Here is a 16,775-nt window from a genome sequence, read left to right on the forward strand (position 1 = left end):
GTCACGGTCCCGGTCGCGGCTGCCGCGGTCACAGGGTGCGCAGCAGCACCGCCGGTTGTTCCACGCAGTCCGCCACGTACCGCAGGAAGCCGCCCGCGGTGCCGCCGTCGCACACCCGGTGGTCGAAGGTGAGCGAGAGCTGGACGACCTGGCGCACCGCCAGCTCGCCCTCGTGCACCCATGGCTTGGGGACGATGCGGCCGACGCCGAGCATGGCGGCCTCGGGGTGGTTGATGATCGGCGTGGAGCCGTCGACGCCGAACACGCCGTAGTTGTTCAACGTGAAGGTGCCGCCGGTGAGTTCCGCGGGGGTGAGGGTGCCGGTGCGGGCCGCCTCGGTGAGCCGGGCGAACTCCGCCGACAGCGACTCGGCGTCCCGGCTGTGCGCGTCCTTCACGACCGGTACGACCAGTCCGCGCTCGGTCTGCGCGGCGAACCCCAGGTGGACGGCGTCCAGTCGCACGATCTCCCTGGCCGCCGTGTCCACGGTGGAGTTGAGTTCGGGGAAACGGGCGAGGGCGGCGGTGCAGATGCGGGCGAGCAGCGCGAGCAGGGAGATCTTCGGACCACCGGTCGCGTTCATCGCGGCACGCGCCCGCATGAGTTCCGTCGCGTCCGCGTCCACCCAGCAGGTGGCGTCGGGAATCTCGCTCCGGCTGCGGGACAGCTTGTCGGCGACCGCGCCTCGGACGCCCTTGAGGGGGACACGGGTCCCCGCGGGGGGCGTCGCCGGCGTTGCGCGGGCTGCCGCCGGGGTTTGCGGTGTGAGGGCCGGTGCCGGTGCCTGTGTCTGTACCGGTGCCTGCGCCTGCGCCGGGCGCCCCGGTGAGGCGGCGGCACGCAGCGCGTACTCGACGTCCGCCCGCAGGATCAGTCCGTCGGGGCCGGAGCCGGTGAGTTCCCTCAGGTCGAGGCCGTTCTCGCGGGCGAGACGGCGGACCAGCGGGGAGATCACGGGGACGGGTCCCTCGACCACCTCGGCGGGCGCCGACCGGCCGTTCACCTCCACGGCGACCTGCTGCTCCCGCCGCACCCTGCGCCGGCGCGCGGGCGCCTCCGAGGTGCCGTACCCCACGAGGACGTTCCCCGAGCTCTCGGCCCGCGCATCCGCGTCGGAGGCCGGTGCTCCCACCGCGACCGTGATGAGCGGTGACCCCACCGGGAGTTCGCTGCCCTCCTCGCCGAAGCGGGCCGTGACGACACCGGCGTAGGGGCAGGGGACGTCGACCATCGCCTTGGCCGTCTCGACCTCGACGACCGGCTGGTCGACCGCGACGACGTCGCCGACCTCCACCAGCCAGCGGACGATCTCCGCCTCGGTCAGGCCCTCGCCGAGATCCGGCAGCCTGAACTCCAGCACCTGCGCCATCAGCTCTCCGCCTCCCACTGAAGACGCCCCACGGCGTCCAGGATCCGGTCCACGCCGGGCAGGTGATGACGCTCCAGCATCGGCGGCGGATACGGGATGTCGAACCCGGCCACACGCAGCACCGGCGCCTCCAGATGATGGAAGCAGCGCTCCGTGACCCGGGCCGCGATCTCCCCGCCCGGCCCCCCGAACCCACCCGACTCGTGCACGACGACCGCCCGCCCGGTCCGCCGTACCGAGGCGGAGACCGTGTCGTCGTCGAACGGCACCAGTGAGCGCAGGTCGACGACTTCGAGGTCCCACCCCTCCTCGCGCGCGGCCTCGGCGGCTTCGAGGCACACGGGTACGGACGGGCCGTACGTGATGAGTGTGGCGCTCCGGCCGGGGCGCCGCACCACCGCGCGGCCTATCGGTTCAACGGTCTGCGGGTCGTCCGGGTTCCAGGAGTCCTTCGACCAGTACAGCCGCTTGGGTTCCAGGACGACGACCGGGTCGTCGGAGGCGATGGCGGCGCGCAGCAGTCCGTAGGCGTCGGCGACGGTCGCGGGCGTCACGACATGGAGCCCCGGGGTCGCCATGTAGTACGCCTCGGAGGCGTCGCTGTGGTGCTCGACGCCGCCGATTCCGCCGCCGTAGGGGACCCGGATGGTGATCGGGAGCGGCATCGCCCCGCGCGTGCGGTTGCGCATCTTCGCCACATGGCTGATCAGCTGTTCGAACGCCGGGTAGGCGAAGGCGTCGAACTGCATCTCCACGACCGGCCGCAGCCCGTACATCGCCATGCCGACGGCCGTGCCGAGGATGCCCGCCTCGGCGAGCGGGGTGTCCGTGCAGCGGTCCTCGCCGAACTCCTTGGCCAGTCCGTCGGTGACCCGGAAGACACCGCCGAGGGTGCCGACGTCCTCGCCCATGACGTGCACGGTGGGGTCGGCCGCCATCGCGTCGCGCAGCGCGCGCGTGAGAGCCTGCGCCATGGTGGCCGGCTTGAGGGCGACGGTGGTCATCGGTGCGTCCCCCCGTGGGAGTCGTGCTCGGCCTCGAGCTCGGCACGCAACTGGGCCTGCTGCTCGCGCAGTTGCGGGGTGGGCTCGGCGTAGACGTGGGCGAACAGGTCCATGGGGTCGAGGACCGGGTCCTGGTTCATGCGCTCACGCAGCCCTGCCGCGAACTCCTCAGCGTCCTCGCGTACGGCCTCGATGCCGGCCTCGTCGATCAGGCCTCGCTCGGTCAGTTCGTGCTCCAGGAGGGCGATCGGGTCGTGTCCGCGCCAGGTCTCGACCTCGGCCTCGCCGCGGTAGCGGGTCGCGTCGTCGGCGTTGGTGTGGGCGTCCACGCGGTAGGTGATCGCCTCCACCAGGGTGGGCCCGCCGCCCGCGCGCGCGTGCCGTACGGCGGCGCTGAGGACCTCGTGCACGGCGGCCGCGTCGTTGCCGTCGACCAGGCGCCCTGGCATGCCGTAGCCGACGGCCTTGTGGGCCAGGGAGGGGGCCGCGGTCTGCTTGGCGAGCGGGACGGAGATCGCGAAGCCGTTGTTCTGGACCAGGAAGACGACCGGGGCCTGCCAGACCGCGGCGAAGTTCAGCGCCTCGTGGAAGTCGCCCTCGCTGGTGCCGCCGTCGCCGACCATGGCGAGCGCGACCACGTCGTCGCCCTTCAGGCGGGCCGCGTGCGCGAGGCCGACCGCGTGCGGGAGCTGGGTGGCGAGGGGGGTGCACAGGGGGGCCACCCGGCGCTCGCGCGGGTCGTAGCCGGTGTGCCAGTCGCCGCGCAGGAGGGTGAGCGCCTGGACGGGGTCCAGGCCGCGGGCGACGGCGGCGAGGGTGTCGCGGTAGCTGGGGAAGAGCCAGTCACGCTTCTGCAGGGCCAGCGCGGCGGCGACCTCGCAGGCCTCCTGGCCGGTGCTGGAGGGGTAGACGGCGAGCCGGCCCTGCTTGGTGAGGGCGGTGGCCTGCGTGTTGTAGCGGCGGCCGCGGACCAGCTCGGCGTACAGCCGGCGCAGCAGGTTCGGGTCGGCCTGCGCGGCCGCGTCGGTGCCGAGGACGCGATGGGGTTCCGCGTCGGGCAGCAGGGGCGCGGGGTCCGTGCGGGGCTGCCAGGCGGGCGGCGGCGATGGCCGATACGCGCCCCGCTGCTCCATGACCGTCATGACGGCACCTCCTCGTGGGAGCGGCTGGTGGCGCACCACGGGTGTGAGGCGCCTCACCTACCGATTGTTCGGTCGTCGGCACATTTTGGCTACAGGCCCCCTCAGGCTGTGGACAAACGGTTCTCCACCGCCTGAGATGGACGCAGTACGTCCATGGTAGGGAGGCGGGGGGACATGGCACCTGAACAAATGGCCGAAGGCACGGAGGGCGGTGTCCCCCTTCCGCCCCCGCGTCCGCTCGACGCCATCGATCAGGACATCCTCCAGATGCTCCAGGCGGACGGCCGCGCGTCGATACGGTCGGTCGCCGAGCGGGTGCACGTCTCGCGCGCCAACGCCTACGCACGCATCAACCGCCTCGTCGAGGACGGCGTCATCCGCGGCTTCGGCGCCCGCGTCAACCACGAGCGCGCGGGACAGGGCACCTCGGCGTACATCACCCTGAAGATCGTCCAGAACTCCTGGCGCACGGTCCGCGAACAGCTCAGACAGCTGCCCGGGGCTTCGCACATCGCGCTGGTCGGCGGTGATTTCGACGTCCTGCTCCTGGTCCACACCCCGGACAACAGATCCCTGCGCGAACTGGTCCTCACCCGCCTCCAGGCCATCCCGGAGGTCCTCAGCACCCGCACCCTGCTGGTCTTCGAGGAGGAGGACCTGGAACCGCAGGGCTGACCCCCTCGGCCGAGCAGATGCGACCGGGAACGAACCCGCCTGCCGGAGGCCGGGCGACCGGCCGGGGCCGAGCCGTCGTGCTTGACGACAGCGGTCGGCGGCCGCCGGCACGTGTGGGTGAGAGCTCCTGCAGCCGTCCCCGGCGGTGAGCGGCCCGCGGGCAAGGGGCTTCCGGACGATCTCGCCGCCCTACGGGCAGCGGGGCCGGGCCTGCGCGAGGGGGCCGTCGCCACTGCTGCTGTCAGGACGCCCTGCGCAGACCCCCGAAGATCAACTGAGCCACCGCGTCCGCCACTTCGCGTTGGTTCATGCCACGGCCGTCCGGGCGGTACCACTCCACGATGGAGTTGATCATGCCGAAGACCAGCCGGGTCGCGAGGCGCACCTCCACGTCACGGCGTACGTCACCGTCCGCCGCGGCCGCCTTCAGGAGCTCGGCGACCCGGTGGTCGAAGTCGCGGCGGCGCTCCAGGGCCCACCGCTCGGTGCCCGTGTTGCCGCGCACCCGCAGCAGCAGGGTCACGTACGGCAGCTCGGCGATCAGCACCTCGACCATGCGCCGCACCACGTACTCCAGGCGGTCACAGGCGCGGCCCACGCGCGCGTGCTCCTCGTCGAGGATCCCGAAGAGGCCGTCCAGGGCCCGGCTGACGGCCCGGCGCAGGAGCTCCTCCTTGCCGGAGACGTGGTGGTAGATCGACGACTTGGAGATACCGGCGGCCTTGGAGAGGTGCTCCATGGAGGTGCCGTCGTAGCCGCGCTCGTTGAAGACCTGGACGGCGACGGACAGCAGCGTCTCCGGGGTGTACGTGTCGCGCTTGGCGGTCGTCATGAGGTGCTGCCCTCCCGCTTGTCGGAGGCGTACGCGTGCCGGTACAGCGCGAGCGAGGGCGCGTACCGTCCGGACGGGTCGCGCAGGTGCAGGTCGTCGAGGAGGGCGTAGGCCCAGTTGCGGCCGAGCCTGCGGCTCCACTCGAAGGGACCGAGCGGGTAGTTGACCCCGAGCCGCATGGCGGTGTCGATGTCCTCCTTGGTGGCCACGCCCTTGGCGACGGCGTCGTGCGCGAGGTCGACGATGCGGGCGACCGTACGGGCGACGATCATGCCGGGCACGTCCCCGATGACGCTGACGTCCTTGCCGAGCGCCTGGAAGAGCCCGACGGCCTCGCCGAGGGTCTGCTGCGAGGTGTCCTGGGAGGCGGACAGCGCGATACGGGTGGCCCTGCGGTAGTCGAGCGCGAGGTCGAAGTAGACGACGTCCCGGAACTCCACCGAGGTCTGCCCGTCGGCGAGCGCGAGCTGCCCGCCGCTCGGCAGGACCAGCCGGGTGCCGTGGTCCTCCTCGTCCTCGCGGACCTGGATGCCCGCCTCGCGGATCAGCGCGAGCAGTTCGGACGCGGGGCCCAGATCGCCCTCCGCGACGACGTAGGCGGGCGCCTGGGCCGGCTCCGCGGTGTGCGGCTCGTCGCGCTCGGCGCCGTCGGTGTAGTCGTACCAGCCCTGCCCGCTCTTGCGGCCGAGCCGGCCCGACTCGACCAGGCGCTGCTGGGCCAGGGAGGGCGTGAAGCGCACGTCCTGGAAGAAGGCACGCCACACGGAGTGCGTCACGGACTCGTTGACGTCCTGGCCGATCAGATCGGTCAGTTCGAACGCGCCCATCTTGAAGCCGCCGCACTCGCGCAGCACCGCGTCGATGGTGGCGGGCTCGGCGCCCTGGGCCTCGTAGACCGCGAACGCCTCGGCGTAGAAGGGCCGTGCGATGCGGTTGACGATGAAGCCGGGGGTGTCGGCGCAGGCGACCGGTGTCTTGCCCCACGCGCGTGCCGTCTCGTACGCGCGCGTGGCCGACGAGACCTCGGTGGCGAACCCGGAGACGACCTCGACGAGCGGCAGCAGGGGCGCCGGGTTGAAGAAGTGCAGGCCGACGAAGCGGCCCGGGTGGCGCAGGGCGCCGGCGATGGCCGTCACCGACAGGGAGGAGGTGTTGGTGGCGAGCAGACAGTCCTCGCCGACGATGTCCTCGATCGCGCGGAACAGCTCCTGCTTGACGTCCAGCCGCTCCAGGACGGCCTCGACGACCAGCGTGCAGTCCGCGAGATCGGTGAGCCGCTCGGCGGCGACCAGGCGGGCGCGTGCCGCGTCCCGGTCGGCGGCGGTGAGCCGGTCCTTCTCGACGAGCCGGTCAAGGCGGGCGCCGATCGCGTCGGCAGCCTCCAGGGCGCGGCCGGGGACGGCGTCGTAGAGCCGCACGGGGTGTCCGGCGACCAGCGCGACCTGGGCGATGCCCTGGCCCATGGTGCCGGTGCCGACGACGGCCACGGGGCTGCTGAGGTCGAGTGCTGTCATGTGCGCGATCCTCCCGCACGGGGTTTTCCACAGATGCGGCGGACCCCCTTGTCCCGACCGATCGTTCGGTTACTCTAACCCTGTCTGGCTGTTCCTGCCCATGTTTCTGCCCAGGTCATGAGCTCGACGAAGAGTTCGAAAGACGAGGAGTTGGTCCCGCATGGCCGCCGAACTGACCGCCCACCAGCTGATCGCCGAGCACCGGCCCACCCTCGACCAGGCGCTGGAAGCGATCCGCACGCGCGCGTACTGGTCCCCGCACCCGGAGCACCCCAAGGCCTACGGGGAGCACGGCAGCCTGGACATGGCGGCGGGCAAGGCCGCCTTCGACGCCCTGCTCGGCACCCGCCTCGACCTCGGCCAGCCCGGCACGGACGACTGGGTGGGCGGGGAGGTCTCGCCGTACGGCATCGAGCTGGGCGTCGAGTACCCGCACGCGGACATCGACGTGCTGCTGACCGCGATGAAGGCGGGCCAGAAGGCGTGGCGGGACGCGGGCGCGGAGATCCGCGCGGTGGTGTGCCTGGAGATCCTCAAGCGGATCAGCGACCGGACCCACGAGTTCGCGCACGCGGTCATGCACACCAGCGGCCAGGCCTTCATGATGGCGTTCCAGGCGGGCGGCCCGCACGCCCAGGACCGCGGCCTTGAGGCGGTGGCGTACGCGTACGTGGAGCAGGTCCGCACCCCCGACACCGCGGAGTGGACCAAGCCGCAGGGCAAGCGCGACCCGCTCGCCCTCACCAAGCAGTTCACGCCGGTCCCGCGCGGGATCGGCCTGGTCATCGGCTGCAACACCTTCCCGACGTGGAACGGCTATCCGGGCCTGTTCGCCTCCCTGGCCACCGGCAACGCGGTCCTGGTGAAGCCGCACCCGCGCGCGGTGCTGCCGCTCGCGCTCACGGTCCAGGTCGCTCGGGACGTCCTCGGCGAGGCCGGCTTCGACCCGAACCTGGTCGCGCTCGCCGCCGAGCGCCCCGGCGAGGGCATCGCGAAGGCCCTGGCCACCCGCCCGGAGATCCGGATCATCGACTACACCGGCTCGACGGAGTTCGGCGACTGGCTGGAGGCCAACGCCCGCCAGGCGCAGGTCTACACGGAGAAGGCCGGCGTCAACTCGGTGCTCGTGGAGTCGGCCGCCGACTACAAGGGGATGCTCTCCAACCTGGCGTTCTCCCTGTCCCTGTACAGCGGCCAGATGTGCACCACCCCGCAGAACCTGCTGATCCCCCGCGACGGCATCCGCACCGACGAGGGCCCCAAGACCTTCGACGAAGTGGTCGCCGACATCGCCCGCGCGGTCGACGCCCTCCTCGGCGACGACGCACGGGCGAACGCGCTGCTGGGCGCGATCGTCAACCCGGACGTGAAGACGCGTCTGGAGGCCGCGGCCGGCCTGGGCGAAGTCGCCCTGGCCTCGCGGGAGATCGCCAACCCGGAGTTCCCGGGCGCGGTCGTGCGCACACCCGTCGTCGTCAAGCTGGACGGTGCCAAGCCGGACGACGAGGCCGCCTACATGAGCGAGTGCTTCGGGCCCGTCTCCTTCGCCGTCGCGGTCGACTCGCCCGCCGACGCGGTGGAGCTGCTGCGCCGCACCATCCGCGAGAAGGGCGCGATGACGGTCGGCGCGTACACCACCGACGAGGAGGTCGAGCAGACCGTCCAGGAGGTCTGTCTGGAGGAGGCGGCGCAGCTGTCGCTGAACCTCGTCGGCGGGGTGTACGTCAACCAGACGGCCGCGTTCTCCGACTTCCACGGCTCCGGAGGCAACCCGGCGGCCAACTCCGCGCTGTGCGACGGGGCGTTCGTCGCCAACCGGTTCCGGGTGGTCGAGGTGCGCCGGGAGGCCTAGGAGCCGCCGAGACTCCAGTGGTAGAGGGTCATCGCGACGCTCGTCGCCAGGTTGTAGCTGGAGACCTGGGGGCGCATCGGGAGGGCGACCAGGTGGTCGGCACGCGCGCGCAGTTCGGGCGAGAGCCCGCTGCGCTCCGAGCCGAAGGCGAGGACGGCGTCGTCCGGGAGCTTCACGCCCCGGATGTCGTCGCCCTCAGGGTCCAGGGCGAACACCGGCCCCGGTGGCAGCTCGGCGACCGTCAGCCGCTCCACCGCGGTCGCGAAGTGCAGGCCCGCCCCACCGCGCACGACCGTCGGATGCCAGGGGTCGAGCGTGCCCGTGGTGACCACCCCGGTCGCCCCGAAGCCCGCGGCGAGGCGGATCACGGCGCCCGCGTTGCCGAGGTTGCGCGGATTGTCGAGGACCACCACAGGGGCGGTGCGCGGTGTGTGCGCCAGCTTCTCGAGATGGGCGGTCCGGGGCGGCCGTACGGCGAGAGCCGCGACCGCCGTGGGATGCGGGCGCGGCACGAGGGACGCGTACACCGGCTCCGGGACCCGCGTCAGCAGCGCGTCCAGAGCGTCCCGTACGTCCGGAGCCAGCTCCTCGGCCAGGGCGAGCGCGGCACCCCGGTCGACGGCGACCGCCACCGGAACCTCGGCCCCGAAGCGCAGGGCGTGCTTGAGGGCGTGGAAGCCGTCGAGCAGCACGGAGGTGTCGGCGAGCCGGTGCCACAGGCTCACGGGGCCGGGCTCGGGGGCGGGGGCGGTCATGCGGGGAAGCCTACGTGGCGGTGATCCGGGTTCTCGGGGTCGCCGGGGTCGGCTCCGGGGCCGCCCCCGGGGTGCGACGGCTTCGCGGGCTCCCGCTCCTTCGGCCCGCCCCGCCACCTGGGCCGCCGTTGCTCTCCTGGACCGCTCTGCCCCTCAGGACCATGTTGCCCATTAGGAGCACGTTGCCCTTTCGGACCACGCTGCCCCGGCACCCGGGCGCCCGCCCCGCCCCCGCCTCTCAGCCGTGCCCACAGCCGCCCCCGCGCGCGCGTGAGCAGATCGCCGAGTCGCCGCAGGAACGACGTCGGCAGGAAGACCGAGTCGGCGGCGATCATCGCGAGCGAGAAGAACGGCAGCCCGAGGACGACCGCGATCACCGCGTGCTCGGTGATCATGGCTGCCAGCAGGACGTTCTTGACCCGTCGGTTGAACAGCGTGAACGGGAAGGCGACCTGCACGGCGACCGTGCCGTAGGTCACCAGCATCACCATGACACCGTTCGCCGACAGCAGGTCGGCGAGGGCGGGCCACGGCGAGAAGGAGTCCAGGTGGAGGGGGTAGTAGACGGCGGTGCCGTCCTGCCAGCGGGAGCCCTGGATCTTGTACCAGCCCGCCGTCGCGTAGATGAGACAGGCCTCGGCCATGATCACGAGCAGGGCGCCGTTGTGGATGATGCTGGCGACCACGTCGAGCAGGACGCGCGGCTGCCCGGACCGGGCGAACCGTCCGACCGCCCACCACAGGGCCTGTGTCAGCCACAGGGCCCACAGGAGCGCCGGGACGACCCAGTCGCCGTTCAGCCTGTCCAGGAAGGCCGCCGCCACCAGCACGAGCCCGAGGACGCCCCACAGGGCGGGCCCGGCCCGGTCCACGACGTGCTCTCCACGCGCGCGTGCCTCCCGTGCGCGGCGGGCCCGCCGCTCGTCCAGCGACCAGACCTGGCCGCAGCGCGTGAAGACGAGGTAGATGCACATCAGGTGCAGGACGTTGTCGCCGCCGTCGCCCATGAAGATGCTGCGGTTCTGGAGCGAGAGCACGCCGACCATGAAGAGCGCGGACATCGCGCGCGTGCGCCAGCCGAGCAGCAGCAGAAGGCTCGCCACGGCGGCGAGCACATAGACCGTCTCGAACCAGAACTGACCGTCCGACCACATCAGGACCGTGAACGCCCCGTTGATCGAGACCAGCTGCTCGGCGAGGTTCCAGCTCCACGGACCGTCAGGGCCGTACAGCTCCTGGCGGTGCGGGAACTCACGCAGCAGGAACAGCAGCCAGGTCGCGCTGAACCCGATGCGGACCATGGCGGTCTGGTAGGGGCCGAGGGCGGACTCGGTGACGCGGGCGATGCCGGTCGACACGGCCAGGGCGAATCGGTTCACCGAAGGCTCCCCTCGGTGTCGTCCGCCGTCACGGCCCACCAGGGCAGCTCGCGGTAGACCGGCCGCACCGAGATCTTCTCCTCGCTCCACCGGGGCGGAGGCACGTTGCTGGTCCTGGAGCGGACCTGGACGCTCACGAGGACGCCGCCCCGCGCGGTCACGTGGTCGCGCGCCAGGCGCAGCACCACGACACGGCGCAGATACGTCTCGGACAGGGTGCCGCGCAGGCCGACCGGCCGGTTGTCGGCACCGTGCGTGGCGACGAAGAGGTCCCAGGAGCGGCGCAGCTCGTTCTGCTGGGTGTGGCTGGGCAGCAGATTGCCGTCGATGGCCCGGCCGTCCTGGGCGGACAGGTCGTACCAGCCGGTCGTACGGCTGCCGCCGTCGGCGCTCCGTATCCGTGCCCGGACCTGCACCGCGATGTCCTGCTGGAGGGGGTTGGGTGCGAAGAGCTTCCAGTTCTGCTCGAACTCCGGGTAGATCCAGTCGTCGACCGCCCTGCCGTGCTGCTTGGTCACCGTGTTCTGCGGCGCGACGTGCAGGAACACCATCCCGATGTGCACACAGACGGCGACGGCCACGACGGCGAGGGCCAGGGCGACCCCGGCCTGATAGCGAAGGGAGAGCGCGGCGACCCCGGTGCGGGGGCCCGGGTCACGGTCGGGGGCGGGGGCCGGGATCGAGGCGGCCGGGCGTATCGCGGCGGGCTCGGCATCCGGCGCGGGGGCCGGCGCTCGCGACTCGGTGGGCGCTCCAGGCTCACCTGGCACTTCCGGTCCGTGTGACCCGCCGGGCCCCTCCGGCTCAGGGGCATCGCCCGGCTCGCTCGGGGCGTCCGGCCGTCGCCGGGCGTCCGAGCCTCCGTCGTACGCGTCCATTCCGCCCCGCTCCCGATCCCGGTCCGTCCACCGCCATCCGGCCGCAGGGCGGCGGCGCCCGGTGGCCGGCGCCCGCACCCGCCTCGCCGCGGTGGCTCGCACCGGCACGGTACTCAGGCCCGACCGTCCCGCACAGCCCCTTCCGACCAGGCACCGCCGTGGCCGTGCTCACTCCCGGCCCGGTTTTCCACAGGAGGTCGCGGGGGGTCGCGTGGGTTTTCCACAGCGGTTGACACCTTACGGCGCCCGGCACACCATGGAATCGCACGAACCGAACGATCGGTCGGGAGCAGGTTCCGGCGGAGCCCAGGTCGAGGGGGCCTCATGGCGACAGCAGCCGCGCACCAGACGGCGAGCACACAGGCGTACGGCGCTCAGGGCGCCGTCGACGACACCACCGCGTACCAGAGCGTCTTCGACGCCGCCGTGGCCGCCGACGAGCGCATCGAGCCGCGCGACTGGATGCCCGACGCCTATCGCGCGACCCTGGTCCGCCAGATCGCGCAGCACGCCCACTCCGAGATCATCGGCATGCAGCCGGAGGCGAACTGGATCACGCGCGCGCCCTCCCTGCGCCGCAAGGCCATCCTGATGGCCAAGGTCCAGGACGAGGCGGGGCACGGCCTCTACCTCTACAGCGCGGCGGAAACCCTCGGCACCGGCCGTGACGAGCTCCTCGACAAGCTCCACTCCGGCCGCCAGAAGTACTCCTCGATCTTCAACTACCCGACCCTTACCTGGGCGGACGTCGGCGCGATCGGCTGGCTGGTGGACGGCGCCGCGATCACCAACCAGGTCCCCCTGTGCCGCTGCTCCTACGGCCCGTACGCCCGCGCGATGGTCCGTATCTGCAAGGAGGAGTCCTTCCACCAGCGCCAGGGATACGAGCTGCTGCTGGCGCTGAGCAACGGCACGGCCGAGCAGCACGCGATGGCCCAGCACGCGGTGGACCGCTGGTGGTGGCCGTCCCTGATGATGTTCGGCCCGCCCGACGACGAGTCCGCGCACTCCGCGCAGTCGATGGCCTGGAAGATCAAGCGCCATTCCAACGACGAACTGCGCCAGCGCTTCGTGGACATCTGCGTCCCCCAGGCCGAGTCCCTGGGCCTCACCCTCCCCGACCCGGACCTGCGGTGGAACGAGGAGCGGGGGCACCACGACTTCGGCCCGATCGACTGGACGGAGTTCAAGGAGGTCCTCAAGGGCAACGGGCCGTGCAACGAACAGCGGATCACCCAGCGCCGCCGCGCCCACGAGGAGGGCGCCTGGGTGCGGGAGGCGGCCGCGGCCCACGCGGCGAAGCACACAGCCGTGAAGCACACAGCCGTGAAGCAGACAGCGGTGCAGCACACCGGCGAGACAGGAGCGACGCGCGCATGACGAACACCGACTGGCCCCTGTGGGAGGTCTTCGTGCGCTCGCGCCGCGGACTGTCCCACACCCACGCCGGCAGCCTGCACGCCCCGGACGCGGAGTTCGCCCTGCGCAACGCCCGCGATCTGTACACCCGGCGCGGCGAGGGCGTCTCCATCTGGGTCGTGCCCTCATCCGCGATCACCGCCTCCTCGCCCGACGAGAAGGACCCGTTCTTCGAGCCGTCCGCCGACAAGCCGTACCGGCACCCGACGTTCTACGAGATCCCGGAGGGGGTGAAGCACCTGTGACCGCACCCGAGACGACCACCGCCCCCACGCCCTCCCCGGTCCACACGGCCGCCGCCCTGGCCCTCGGTGACGACGCGCTGGTGCTCTCGCACCGCCTGGGCGAGTGGGCCGGTCACGCCCCCGTCCTGGAGGAGGAGGTCGCCCTGGCCAACATCGCCCTGGACCTGCTCGGCCAGGCCCGGGTGCTGCTGTCCATGGCCGGCGACGAGGACGACCTGGCGTATCTGCGCGAGGAGCGCGCCTTCCGCAACCTCCAGCTGGTGGAGCAGCCGAACGGCGACTTCGCCCACACCATCGTCCGCCAGCTCTACTTCTCCACCTACCAGCACCTGCTCTACGCCGAACTGGCCGCGGGCGGCGGCCCCTTCGCCCCGCTCGCCGCGAAGGCCGTCAAGGAGGTCGCCTACCACCGCGACCACGCCGAGCAGTGGGCCCTGCGGCTCGGCGACGGCACCGAGGAGAGCCACGCGCGGATGCTGCGGGCGTGCGAGGCGCTGTGGCGGTTCACCGGCGAGATGTTCCAGCCGGTCGACGGGGTGGACGTCGACGGGGAGCGCATGGAGGCCGCCTGGCTCACCTCCGTGGGGGAGGTCCTGCGCCGGGCCACCCTGTCCGTCCCCGAAGGGCCGCGCACGGGCGCCTGGGCCGCCGGAGCGGGACGGCAGGGCCTGCACACCGAGTCCTTCGGGCGGATGCTCGCCGAGATGCAGCACCTGCACCGCAGTCACCCGGGGGCGTCATGGTGACGCTCACCCCGCTGGAGACCGAGCTGTTCGCCCTCGCCGGTTCGGTGCCCGACCCCGAGCTGCCCGTGCTCACCCTGCGCGAGCTGGGCGTGCTGCGCGCGGTGCGTGTCCGGGGCGCGGACTCGGTCGAGGTGGAACTGACCCCGACGTACACCGGCTGCCCGGCGATCGAGGCGATGTCCCTGGACATAGAGCGGGTGCTGCGCGAACACGGCGTGCGGGAGGTCACCGTCCGCACAGTCCTCGCGCCCGCCTGGTCGACCGACGACATCACGGCCGAAGGGCGCCGCAAGCTGAGGGAGTTCGGCATCGCGCCACCCCGCGCCGTGGCGGCGTCCGGGCCGGTCGCGGTGGGTCTCGGGCCGACGCGGACGCTCGACACGCAGGCCGAAGCCGTGCTCTGCCCGCACTGCGGTTCCGCGGAGACCGAACTGCTCAGCCGGTTCTCCTCCACCGCGTGCAAGGCACTGCGGCGCTGCCTGGACTGCCGTGAACCCTTCGACCACTTCAAGGAGTTGTGATGGCCCGCTTCCACCCGCTCCCGGTGGCCGCGGTCGACCGGCTCACCGACGACTCCGTGGCACTGACGCTCACCGTGCCGCCCGAGCTGCGCGAGGAGTACCGGCACACCGCGGGCCAGCATCTCGCCCTGCGCCGCACGGCCGACGGCAAGGAGATACGCCGTACCTACTCGATCTGCTCCCCGGCCCCGGACGCCCGGGGTCCTCGTGAACTGCGGGTCGGGGTGCGGCTGGTGGAGGGCGGCGCTTTCTCGACGTACGCGCTCAAGGAGATCAACGTCGGTGACGAGCTGGAGGTGATGACCCCGGCGGGCCGGTTCACCCTCGACCCGGCGCCCGGTCTGTACGCGGCGATCGTCGGCGGCAGTGGCATCACCCCTGTGCTGTCGATCGTGGCGACGCTGCTGGCGCGCGAGCCGGAGGCCCGGTTCTGTCTGATCCGCAGCGACCGCACCTCCGCGTCCACGATGTTCCTGGAGGAGGTCGCCGACCTGAAGGACCGCCACCCCGAGCGGTTCCAGCTGGTCACGGTGCTCTCCCGGGAGGAGCAGCAGGCGGGGCTGCCGTCCGGGCGGCTCGACCGGGAGCGGCTGACCGGGCTGCTGCCGGCGCTGCTGCCGGTGGACCGGGTGGCGGGGTGGTTCCTGTGCGGGCCGTTCGGACTGGTGCAGGGCGCGGAGAAGGCGTTGCGGGAGCTCGGGGTCGCCCGTACCCGGATCCACGAGGAGATCTTCCACGTGGACGCGGCCGCCCCCGCCCCGAAGGTCCCCGCGCCCGCGCACAGCACGGTGACCGCGCGGCTCGACGGACGTGGTGGCAGCTGGCCCGTCCAGGACGGTGAGTCGCTGCTGGAGACGGTGCTGCGCAACCGGCCCGACGCGCCCTACGCCTGCAAGGGCGGGGTGTGCGGAACCTGCCGGGCCTTCCTGGTCTCCGGCGAGGTGCGCATGGACCGCAACTTCGCGCTGGAGCCGGAGGAGACACAGGCGGGCTATGTGCTGGCCTGCCAGTCGCATCCGGTGACGGAGAAGGTGGAGCTGGACTTCGACAGGTAGGCCGGCGGGAGCCCGTTCCCTTCTTCTAGAACCTGTTCTATCTTGACGGACCGTCAGATATGGACGGTCGGATCAGGGCCGTCAGATCAGCGACCGGATCTGCCGACCCGTCGGAAGGACAGGGACCGTGGACTTCACCTTCAGCGAGGAGCAGCAGGCGGCGGCCGAGGCGGCCCGGGGGGTGTTCGCCGATGTGGCGCCGGACGCGGTGCCCTCTCCGGCGCTGACCCCGGGTGCCGTGGCCGACGAGTTCGACCGCACCCTGTGGGCCAGGCTCGCCGGGGCGGACCTGCTCAGCCTGCTCGTGGCGCCGGAGTACGGCGGGGCGGGGCTGGACGCGGTCGCGCTGTGCCTGGTGCTGCGCGAGTCGGCGAAGGTGCTGGCGCGGGTGCCGCTGCTGGAGAACAGCGCGGCCATGGCGGCCGTACAGGCCTACGGCGGCCCGGAGTTGCGGTCGGGTCTGCTGGAGCGGGCCGGGCGCGGGGAGGTCGTGCTGACCGTCGCCGCGAGCGGTCGCACCGGGCACGACCCGGCCGAACTCGCCGTCACCGCACGGCAGGAGGAGGGGGAGGGCGCCGGCTGGGTCCTGGACGGGGTGCAGACGGCGGTGCCGTGGGCGTACGACGCCGACTTCGTCCTGGTACCGGCGCACACGGCCGCGGGCCGGACCGTCCTCGCGCTGGTGCCCCGGAGTCATGACGGGGTCGCGCTCGGCGAGCAGTTCTCCACCAGCGGGGAACGGCTGGGCGAGCTGCGGCTGGAGTCGGTGCGGATCGCCGCGCGGGACGTGATCGACGTCGAGGGCGCGTGGGAGTGGCTGCGGGACCTGCTGACGACGGGGACGTGCGCGCTGGCGCTCGGGCTGGGCGAGCGGGTGCTGCGGATGAGCAGCGAATACACCAGCAAGCGGGAGCAGTTCGGCTTCCCGGTCGCCACGTTCCAGGCCGTCGCGGTGCAGGCAGCCGACCGTTACATCGACCTGCGCGCGATGGAGGTCACCCTGTGGCAGGCCGCCTGGCGGATCGCCTCGGCGGCGCCGGGCGCGCTGCCGGTCGCGGGGGACGTCGCCGTGGCGAAGATCTGGGCCTCGGAGGGGGTACGACGGGTGGTGCAGACGGCACAGCATCTGCACGGCGGGTTCGGCGCCGACGTCGACTACCCCCTGCACCGGTACCACGCCTGGGCCAAGCATCTGGAGCTCTCACTCGGGCCTGCGGCGGCGCACGAGGAGGCGCTGGGGGACCTGCTGGCGGCGCATTCCCTGGGGTGAGGTGCGATCTGGTGGGCGGCGCGGGGCGGCCCGCGCTGGACGCGCGCGGTGTCCGCCGCGACCCTCGCGGCGGGCGAGCCGGCCCGCCGTGCGAGCCGTTATGACCGCAACCCGGGCGG

General features: G+C 72.4%; 16 protein-coding genes. 8 read left to right on the forward strand and 8 right to left on the reverse strand.

The features are described 5' to 3' along the window. Positions 1-28: 28 nt before the first annotated feature. Genes ACFYZ8_RS32675 through pdhA form a run of 3 tightly spaced genes read right to left on the reverse strand, consistent with a single transcriptional unit; the run spans position 29 to position 3,515 of the window. Positions 29-1,369, reverse strand: a complete 1,341-nt coding sequence (locus tag ACFYZ8_RS32675; protein ID WP_388538955.1) for a dihydrolipoamide acetyltransferase family protein — start codon at positions 1,367-1,369, stop codon at positions 29-31. Continuing rightward, entirely contained in the window at positions 1,369-2,373 is a 1,005-nt protein-coding gene (locus ACFYZ8_RS32680) for an alpha-ketoacid dehydrogenase subunit beta (RefSeq protein ID WP_388538957.1), read from the reverse strand. The genes ACFYZ8_RS32675 and ACFYZ8_RS32680 overlap by 1 nt, the downstream gene beginning before the upstream one ends. Continuing rightward, positions 2,370-3,515 carry a pyruvate dehydrogenase (acetyl-transferring) E1 component subunit alpha gene (pdhA, locus tag ACFYZ8_RS32685; protein WP_388538960.1) on the reverse strand — a complete coding sequence of 382 codons (1,146 nt, stop codon included), beginning with the start codon at positions 3,513-3,515 and terminating at the stop codon, positions 2,370-2,372. Before pdhA ends, ACFYZ8_RS32680 begins: the two co-directional genes overlap by 4 nt. A 174-nt stretch (positions 3,516-3,689) precedes the next feature. On the opposite strand from pdhA, the gene ACFYZ8_RS32690 reads away from it, so the two are divergent. After that, the gene (locus tag ACFYZ8_RS32690) at positions 3,690-4,190 is read left to right on the forward strand and encodes an Lrp/AsnC family transcriptional regulator (RefSeq protein WP_388538963.1); all 501 of its coding nucleotides are present in this window, start codon (positions 3,690-3,692) and stop codon (positions 4,188-4,190) included. Positions 4,191-4,431: 241 nt separating this feature from the next. Here the strand turns inward: ACFYZ8_RS32690 and ACFYZ8_RS32695 are convergent, their stop codons facing one another. Then, complete coding sequence (locus ACFYZ8_RS32695) at positions 4,432-5,022, reverse strand: TetR/AcrR family transcriptional regulator (protein ID WP_388538965.1); 591 nt, start codon at positions 5,020-5,022, stop codon at positions 4,432-4,434. Beyond that, complete coding sequence (locus ACFYZ8_RS32700; protein WP_388538967.1) at positions 5,019-6,536, reverse strand: 3-hydroxyacyl-CoA dehydrogenase; 1,518 nt, start codon at positions 6,534-6,536, stop codon at positions 5,019-5,021. The genes ACFYZ8_RS32695 and ACFYZ8_RS32700 overlap by 4 nt, the downstream gene beginning before the upstream one ends. Before the next feature lie 160 nt (positions 6,537-6,696). Between ACFYZ8_RS32700 and paaN the strand changes: the two genes are divergently transcribed. Then, positions 6,697-8,388 carry a phenylacetic acid degradation protein PaaN gene (gene paaN / locus ACFYZ8_RS32705; RefSeq protein ID WP_388538969.1) on the forward strand — a complete coding sequence of 564 codons (1,692 nt, stop codon included), beginning with the start codon at positions 6,697-6,699 and terminating at the stop codon, positions 8,386-8,388. Here the strand turns inward: paaN and ACFYZ8_RS32710 are convergent. The 3 genes from ACFYZ8_RS32710 to ACFYZ8_RS32720 are packed head-to-tail and all read right to left on the reverse strand — an operon-like array spanning position 8,385 to position 11,400. Then, positions 8,385-9,143 carry a TrmH family RNA methyltransferase gene (locus ACFYZ8_RS32710; RefSeq protein ID WP_388538972.1) on the reverse strand — a complete coding sequence of 253 codons (759 nt, stop codon included), beginning with the start codon at positions 9,141-9,143 and terminating at the stop codon, positions 8,385-8,387. The genes paaN and ACFYZ8_RS32710 overlap by 4 nt on opposite strands. After that, entirely contained in the window at positions 9,140-10,522 is a 1,383-nt protein-coding gene (locus ACFYZ8_RS32715; protein WP_388538975.1) for an HTTM domain-containing protein, read from the reverse strand. The genes ACFYZ8_RS32710 and ACFYZ8_RS32715 overlap by 4 nt, the downstream gene beginning before the upstream one ends. Then, complete coding sequence (locus ACFYZ8_RS32720; RefSeq protein WP_359033145.1) at positions 10,519-11,400, reverse strand: DUF5819 family protein; 882 nt, start codon at positions 11,398-11,400, stop codon at positions 10,519-10,521. Before ACFYZ8_RS32720 ends, ACFYZ8_RS32715 begins: the two co-directional genes overlap by 4 nt. 324 nt (positions 11,401-11,724) lie before the next feature. Between ACFYZ8_RS32720 and paaA the strand changes: the two genes are divergently transcribed. From paaA to ACFYZ8_RS32750, 6 genes are all read left to right on the forward strand, one after another. After that, a complete protein-coding gene (paaA, locus tag ACFYZ8_RS32725) occupies positions 11,725-12,780 on the forward strand; it encodes a 1,2-phenylacetyl-CoA epoxidase subunit PaaA (protein WP_388538978.1) in 1,056 nt (351 codons plus the stop codon). Then, positions 12,777-13,064, forward strand: coding sequence for a 1,2-phenylacetyl-CoA epoxidase subunit PaaB (gene paaB, locus ACFYZ8_RS32730; protein WP_054242083.1), 288 nt, complete (start codon positions 12,777-12,779; stop codon positions 13,062-13,064). The genes paaA and paaB overlap by 4 nt, the downstream gene beginning before the upstream one ends. Next, the gene (gene paaC / locus ACFYZ8_RS32735; RefSeq protein WP_388538981.1) at positions 13,061-13,810 is read left to right on the forward strand and encodes a 1,2-phenylacetyl-CoA epoxidase subunit PaaC; all 750 of its coding nucleotides are present in this window, start codon (positions 13,061-13,063) and stop codon (positions 13,808-13,810) included. The genes paaB and paaC overlap by 4 nt, the downstream gene beginning before the upstream one ends. Beyond that, positions 13,804-14,331, forward strand: a complete 528-nt coding sequence (gene paaD / locus ACFYZ8_RS32740; RefSeq protein WP_388538984.1) for a 1,2-phenylacetyl-CoA epoxidase subunit PaaD — start codon at positions 13,804-13,806, stop codon at positions 14,329-14,331. Before paaC ends, paaD begins: the two co-directional genes overlap by 7 nt. After that, positions 14,331-15,386: a 2Fe-2S iron-sulfur cluster-binding protein gene (locus ACFYZ8_RS32745; protein ID WP_359033136.1), complete on the forward strand. Its 1,056-nt coding sequence runs from the start codon at positions 14,331-14,333 to the stop codon at positions 15,384-15,386. Before paaD ends, ACFYZ8_RS32745 begins: the two co-directional genes overlap by 1 nt. Positions 15,387-15,513: 127 nt before the next feature. Then, a complete protein-coding gene (locus ACFYZ8_RS32750; protein ID WP_388538987.1) occupies positions 15,514-16,656 on the forward strand; it encodes an acyl-CoA dehydrogenase family protein in 1,143 nt (380 codons plus the stop codon). Positions 16,657-16,775: the final 119 nt, after the last annotated feature.

Source organism: Streptomyces sp. NPDC001668 (assembly GCF_042893155.1).
Taxonomy (GTDB): domain Bacteria; phylum Actinomycetota; class Actinomycetes; order Streptomycetales; family Streptomycetaceae; genus Streptomyces.

Excerpts from the sequence above, each read along its gene's own strand:
- paaB (WP_054242083.1), top strand. The coding sequence starts at position 12,777 with ATGACGAACACCGACTGGCCCCTGTGGGAGGTCTTCGTGCGCTCGCGC.
- ACFYZ8_RS32690 (WP_388538963.1), top strand. The coding sequence starts at position 3,690 with ATGGCACCTGAACAAATGGCCGAAGGCACGGAGGGCGGTGTCCCCCTT.
- ACFYZ8_RS32680 (WP_388538957.1), bottom strand. The coding sequence starts at position 2,373 with ATGACCACCGTCGCCCTCAAGCCGGCCACCATGGCGCAGGCTCTCACG.
- ACFYZ8_RS32695 (WP_388538965.1), bottom strand. The coding sequence starts at position 5,022 with ATGACGACCGCCAAGCGCGACACGTACACCCCGGAGACGCTGCTGTCC.
- paaD (WP_388538984.1), top strand. The coding sequence starts at position 13,804 with ATGGTGACGCTCACCCCGCTGGAGACCGAGCTGTTCGCCCTCGCCGGT.
- pdhA (WP_388538960.1), bottom strand. The coding sequence starts at position 3,515 with ATGACGGTCATGGAGCAGCGGGGCGCGTATCGGCCATCGCCGCCGCCC.
- ACFYZ8_RS32700 (WP_388538967.1), bottom strand. The coding sequence starts at position 6,536 with ATGACAGCACTCGACCTCAGCAGCCCCGTGGCCGTCGTCGGCACCGGC.
- ACFYZ8_RS32710 (WP_388538972.1), bottom strand. The coding sequence starts at position 9,143 with ATGACCGCCCCCGCCCCCGAGCCCGGCCCCGTGAGCCTGTGGCACCGG.
- ACFYZ8_RS32720 (WP_359033145.1), bottom strand. The coding sequence starts at position 11,400 with ATGGACGCGTACGACGGAGGCTCGGACGCCCGGCGACGGCCGGACGCC.
- ACFYZ8_RS32745 (WP_359033136.1), top strand. The coding sequence starts at position 14,331 with ATGGCCCGCTTCCACCCGCTCCCGGTGGCCGCGGTCGACCGGCTCACC.
- paaN (WP_388538969.1), top strand. The coding sequence starts at position 6,697 with ATGGCCGCCGAACTGACCGCCCACCAGCTGATCGCCGAGCACCGGCCC.
- ACFYZ8_RS32675 (WP_388538955.1), bottom strand. The coding sequence starts at position 1,369 with ATGGCGCAGGTGCTGGAGTTCAGGCTGCCGGATCTCGGCGAGGGCCTG.
- paaA (WP_388538978.1), top strand. The coding sequence starts at position 11,725 with ATGGCGACAGCAGCCGCGCACCAGACGGCGAGCACACAGGCGTACGGC.